5 protein-coding genes and 1 pseudogene are annotated in these 4,687 nt (G+C 63.9%); all 6 read left to right on the plus strand.

Annotated elements, in window-relative coordinates:
• Positions 1-391: pseudogene (locus EN932_RS29595) on the plus strand (ROK family protein); the annotation flags it as partial.
• On the plus strand, positions 388-1,152 hold the full coding sequence (locus EN932_RS29600; protein WP_013532175.1) for an ATP-binding cassette domain-containing protein: 765 nt from the start codon (positions 388-390) through the stop codon (positions 1,150-1,152). The pseudogene EN932_RS29595 and the gene EN932_RS29600, both read left to right, overlap by 4 nt.
• 39 nt (positions 1,153-1,191) lie before the next feature.
• Positions 1,192-2,232 (plus strand): sugar ABC transporter substrate-binding protein, encoded by a 1,041-nt coding sequence (locus EN932_RS29605; protein ID WP_128369279.1) that lies wholly within the window; start codon positions 1,192-1,194, stop codon positions 2,230-2,232.
• Between the two features lie 145 nt (positions 2,233-2,377).
• Positions 2,378-3,373, plus strand: coding sequence for an ABC transporter permease (locus tag EN932_RS29610; RefSeq protein WP_013532177.1), 996 nt, complete (start codon positions 2,378-2,380; stop codon positions 3,371-3,373).
• A 13-nt stretch (positions 3,374-3,386) separates the two neighbouring features.
• The gene (locus EN932_RS29615) at positions 3,387-4,157 is read left to right on the plus strand and encodes an SDR family NAD(P)-dependent oxidoreductase (RefSeq protein WP_013532178.1); all 771 of its coding nucleotides are present in this window, start codon (positions 3,387-3,389) and stop codon (positions 4,155-4,157) included.
• Positions 4,154-4,687 (plus strand): GNAT family N-acetyltransferase (locus EN932_RS29620; protein ID WP_128369280.1); only part of this gene is annotated, 534 nt, incomplete at its 3' end. The genes EN932_RS29615 and EN932_RS29620, both read left to right, overlap by 4 nt.

The raw sequence follows: 4,687 nt of genomic DNA on the forward strand, positions 1-4,687 counted from the left end.
CCTCGAAAGATATTTGTCGCTCGAGGCGCTCCGGCGCTGGAACGGCAGCGAGGCCGACTGGGTGGCCGAAGTCGCACCGATCTTTCACAACGCCGTCGCCGTCATCGAGAACCTGTTCGACCCGGAGACGGTCATCCTCGGCGGGCTGGCGTCCACCGACCTGCTCGAAATGCTGGCTGGTTCGGCCGCAGGCCTGCACAACTCCGTCTCGGCCCGCAAGGACCGCACGACGCCCAGGGTCGTGGTCGCGCGCGGCGGACAGCATTCCGTGCTGCGCGGCGCCGCCGCCCTGGCGGTTTCCGGGGTTCTGTCACCTCGCTTCGGGCAGATGTTCGCGGCCGAACGCGAACGCGAGCGCGACCTTCTCAAAGGCAGGGAGATTGCGGCATGAGTGAACCCCTGCTGGTGCTCGACAACGTCACCAAGAACTATGGCGCGATCGAAGCGCTCAAGGGGATCAGCTTCTCGATCGGCAAGGGCGAGGTCGTGGCGCTGCTGGGCGACAACGGCGCCGGCAAATCGACACTGGTGAAGATCATATCAGGCGGACTGGAGCCGACATCGGGCCGCATGCTGTTCGAGGGCAAGGAATTCCTCGCCAAATCACCGGCCGAGGCCAAGGCGGCCGGCATCGAGACCGTCTACCAGGATCTCTCGCTGTGCACCAACGTCGACGTGGTCGCCAATTTCTTCATGGGCCGCGAGATCACCCGCAAGTTTCTCGGCATTCCCGTGCTTGACGAGCGCGCCATGGAAGCCGTCGTCGGAAAGGCGCTGGCCAATGCCGGCACCCGCATTCCCTCGCTGCGCGCCAATGTCGAGCACCTTTCGGGCGGCCAGCGGCAAGCCATCGAACTCAACCGCTTCGTGCACTGGGGCGGCAAGCTGGTGCTGCTCGACGAACCGTTCGCCGCCCTCGGTGTCGAACAGACGCGGCGCGGTCTCGACATGATCCGCCAGGTGGCCAATCAGGGCATCGGCGTCGTCATCATCACCCATATCATGCAGCAGGCTTTTCAGGTCGCCGACCGGATCGTGGTGATCCGCCAGGGCGTCGTGGCCGGCGATGTCGCACGCAATAAAACAAGTCCCGACGCGGTGATCAACATGATCACCGGTGAGACGCTTGCCGGTGCCGGACCGACAGGCTGAGGGACAAAAGAGGGGTCCGGCTTAAGAGGAGCGAACGACATGAAGCGAATACTTCTTGCTGTCTTCGGTATCCTTGCACTGGCCTTTGCCACGCTCACGCCGGCATTCGCCCAGTCCAAGGGTATCGTCTACTATATGGTGCCGACCCTGCTGGACGAGTTCCAGACCGGCTCGGTGAGCGCGCTGGAACTGTTCCTGAAGCAGACCGGCTACGAGATGAAGACGCTGAACGCCGACAACAAGACCGACGCCCAGCAATCGCAGATGAACGACGTCATCGCGCTGAAGCCGGCGGCCATCATCCTGGCTGCAGTCGACTTCAATGCGCTGAAACCGTCCATCGAAGCCGCGCGCGCCGCCGGCATCCCGGTGGTCGAGTTCGACCGCCAGATCGCCTCGACCCCGTCCGACTTCACCTCTGTCGCCGGAACGGTCGAGATCGGCTACGTCGCCGCGGATCAGGCCGAGAAGCTGCTGAAAGCCAAGAACGGCTCGGTGAAGGGCAAGGTTCTGCAGGTGCTCGGCGACCCCGGCGATCCCTACACGCTCGACATCCAGAAGGGTTTTGAGGAGAAGATGAAGGCATTTCCGGACGTCAAGATCATCTCGCTTCCGGCCATGCAATGGGAAGCCAGCAATGCCGGCACAATCGTTGCCGACCAGATGCTGGCCAACCCCGACATCGACCTGATCTTCAGCCATGCCGCGCACCTATCGGTCGCCGCCGTCGCCTCGCTCGAGGCGGCCGGCAAGAAGCCGGGCGACGTCATGCTGATGAGCTCGAACGGCGCTCCGGTCGGCCTCGACCTGATCCGCAAGGGCTGGCTCAACGCCGAAATCGAGCAGCCGCTTTACGCGCAGGCCGCGGCTGTCGCCATGTTCATGGACAAGATCGTCAAGAAGCAGGAAATCAAGCCCGGCGAATACGACGTGCTCGGCCTGAAATCGACCGTGACCAAGGAATCCTGGGGTCCGAACATCAAGATCCCCGGTGCCGCGATCACCAAGGAAAACGTCGATAATCCGGCCTTCTGGGGCAACCAGAAGCCGCCGACGGACACCGTCAAGTCGGTCGAATAGTCATCTGAAGCGCTCCGGGCCGTAGCGGCCCGGAGCCTGCCTTTTCACAACGCCGCGTCCGAAAGGATGCCGTGGCGAATTTGAATCCGCGCCTGAACCCGACGGAATCGAGTTGATTTCGCGGGGGCGCCAACCGGATCAGCCCATGAACCCGCGCACACGCAAAGCCCTGGAGTTCGTACTCGACAACCTCGTCTGGTTCATGCTGCTGTTCGTGCTGGTGGTCTTCTCCATCTTCGTCCCGAACTACTTTCAGCTCGGTATCTTCGCCAACATCATCGAGGCTTCGAGCGTGCTCGGCGTCATGTCGATCGGCCTGGCGCTGGTGATCATCGCCGGTCACATGGATCTGTCGGTCGAATCCGTCGCAGCGCTCAGCGCCATGGCGGTCGGCATCCTGTTTTGCTCGTCGGGCATCGGCATGGGCGTGCAGCTGCATCCCGAGTGGCTGATGGTTCCGGTTTCGCTGCTGCTGGCGCTGGCAGTCGGGGGTCTCATCGGCGCCTTCAACGGCTATCTGGTGGTCAAGGTGAAGATGAGCGCCTTCATCATCACGCTGGCGTCCTACATCTGGGTGCGCGGCCTCGTGTTGGTCGTGTCGGGCGGCCGCTCGGCGCAGGACCTGGCGCCGGCCATCCGCTGGTTCGGCATTCAGCGCCTTGTCGGCCTGCCGCTCACCGCCTGGATCGCGGTTGGCTGTTTCGTGGTCTTTTCGCTGATCATGGCCAAGACGCCGTTCGGCCGGCATCTGGTGATGATCGGCGGCAACGAGACGGCGACCTTCCGCGCCGGCATCCGGGTGAACCGCAATCTCATCATCGCCTTCGTGCTCGCCGGCGCCATCGCCGGCCTCGCTGGCTGGCTGCTGGCGATCCGCACGTCGGGCGCCACCGCCAATCTCGGCGTCGGCTTGCTGTTCAACGCCTTCGCCGCGGTCGTCATCGGCGGCGTCAGCCTCAAAGGCGGCGTCGGCACCCTCCCCGGCGTCTATGCCGGCGTGCTTTTGCTCTCGGCCATCAACACGGCGATCAATTTGATGGGCCTGCCGGCCAATTTCACCCAGGTGATTCATGGCCTGCTGGTGCTGGCCGCGGTGCTGCTCGACGCCTTCAAGCAAACCATTCGCCAAAGACTCGCATGACAGGACGGCTCGCATGACAGGACGGCTAAAAGACAAGGTGGCGCTCATCGTCGGCGCCGCCCGCGGCATCGGCAAGGGCATTGCGCTCCGCTTTGCCGAAGAGGGAGCGCGGCTGGTGCTCGCCGACACCGAAGTCGAAGCCGGGCAAGCGACCGCTGGCGAGTTGGGCGTCCCCTTCATCCGCACCGACATCTCGCAAATGAGCGACGCCGAGGCCGCCGTGGCGCTGGCGCTGAAGCAGCATGGCCGTCTCGACATCATCGTGCAGAATGCCGGCATCTATCCCTGGCAGCTGATCGAGAACACCAGCGCCGACGACTGGGACCGCGTCATGGCGGTCAATCTGCGCGGCACCTTCAATGCCAGCCGCGCGGCCCTGGTGCCGATGAAGGCGCAACGCTTCGGCCGCATGCTCTACACCTCCTCCATCACCGGTCCGCATGTCACCAGCCCGGGCCATGGCCACTATTCGGCCAGCAAGGCCGGCATCAACGGCTTCATCCGCGCCGCGGCACTGGAATTCTCCGGCTACGGCATCACCGTCAACGGCGTCGAGCCCGGCAACATCCTGACCGAAGCGATCGAGCTGCATCGCGGCGAGGCGTTCATCAAGAACATGGAGGATTCCATCCCGCTTGGCCGCCTCGGCAGCCCGCGCGACGTCGCCAATGCCTTCCTGTTCCTCGCCTCGGACGATGCCAGTTACATCACCGGCACGACCATCGTCGTCGATGGTGGGCAGTTGCTGCCCGAAGGCAGCGATTTCCGGCTCGTTCCGCCATGATCATCGATTTCGGCGATGGCTTCTTCCTGCGCCAGGCGACCGAGGCCGACCATCCAGCACTTGCCATGATCTGCCTCAAGACCGGTGATGCCGGCCAGGATGCAACCGGTCGCGAAGACGCTCCGGATCTGTTGGGCCAAATCTACACCATCCCCTACCAGGTGCTGGAGCCCGACCTCGCTTTCATCGTCGATGGGCCAACGGGCGCCGCGGGCTATCTGCTGGGTGCAAAAGACACAAAGGCTTTCAATGCAGGCCTGGCAGCAAGGTGGTATCCGCGCCTTCGCGCGCAGGTGACCGATCCCGGACCCGACCGCACGCGCTGGAGCGGCAGCGACTGGGCTCGCCACCAGATCCATCATCGCGACTTCACCATTCCGCCGGCCCTGGCTGCCTACCCTTCGCACGGTCATATCGACCTGTTGCCGCAAGCGCGTGGAAAAGGCATCGGCCGGCGGGCGATGGCTTTTCTCGAGCAAAGGCTCGCCGCGCTCGGATCACGCGGGCTTTGCCTCGAAGTGATGCCGGAC

The sequence above is a fragment of the Mesorhizobium sp. M7A.F.Ca.US.002.01.1.1 genome, assembly GCF_004022955.1.
Classification (GTDB): Bacteria; Pseudomonadota; Alphaproteobacteria; order Rhizobiales; family Rhizobiaceae; genus Mesorhizobium; species Mesorhizobium ciceri.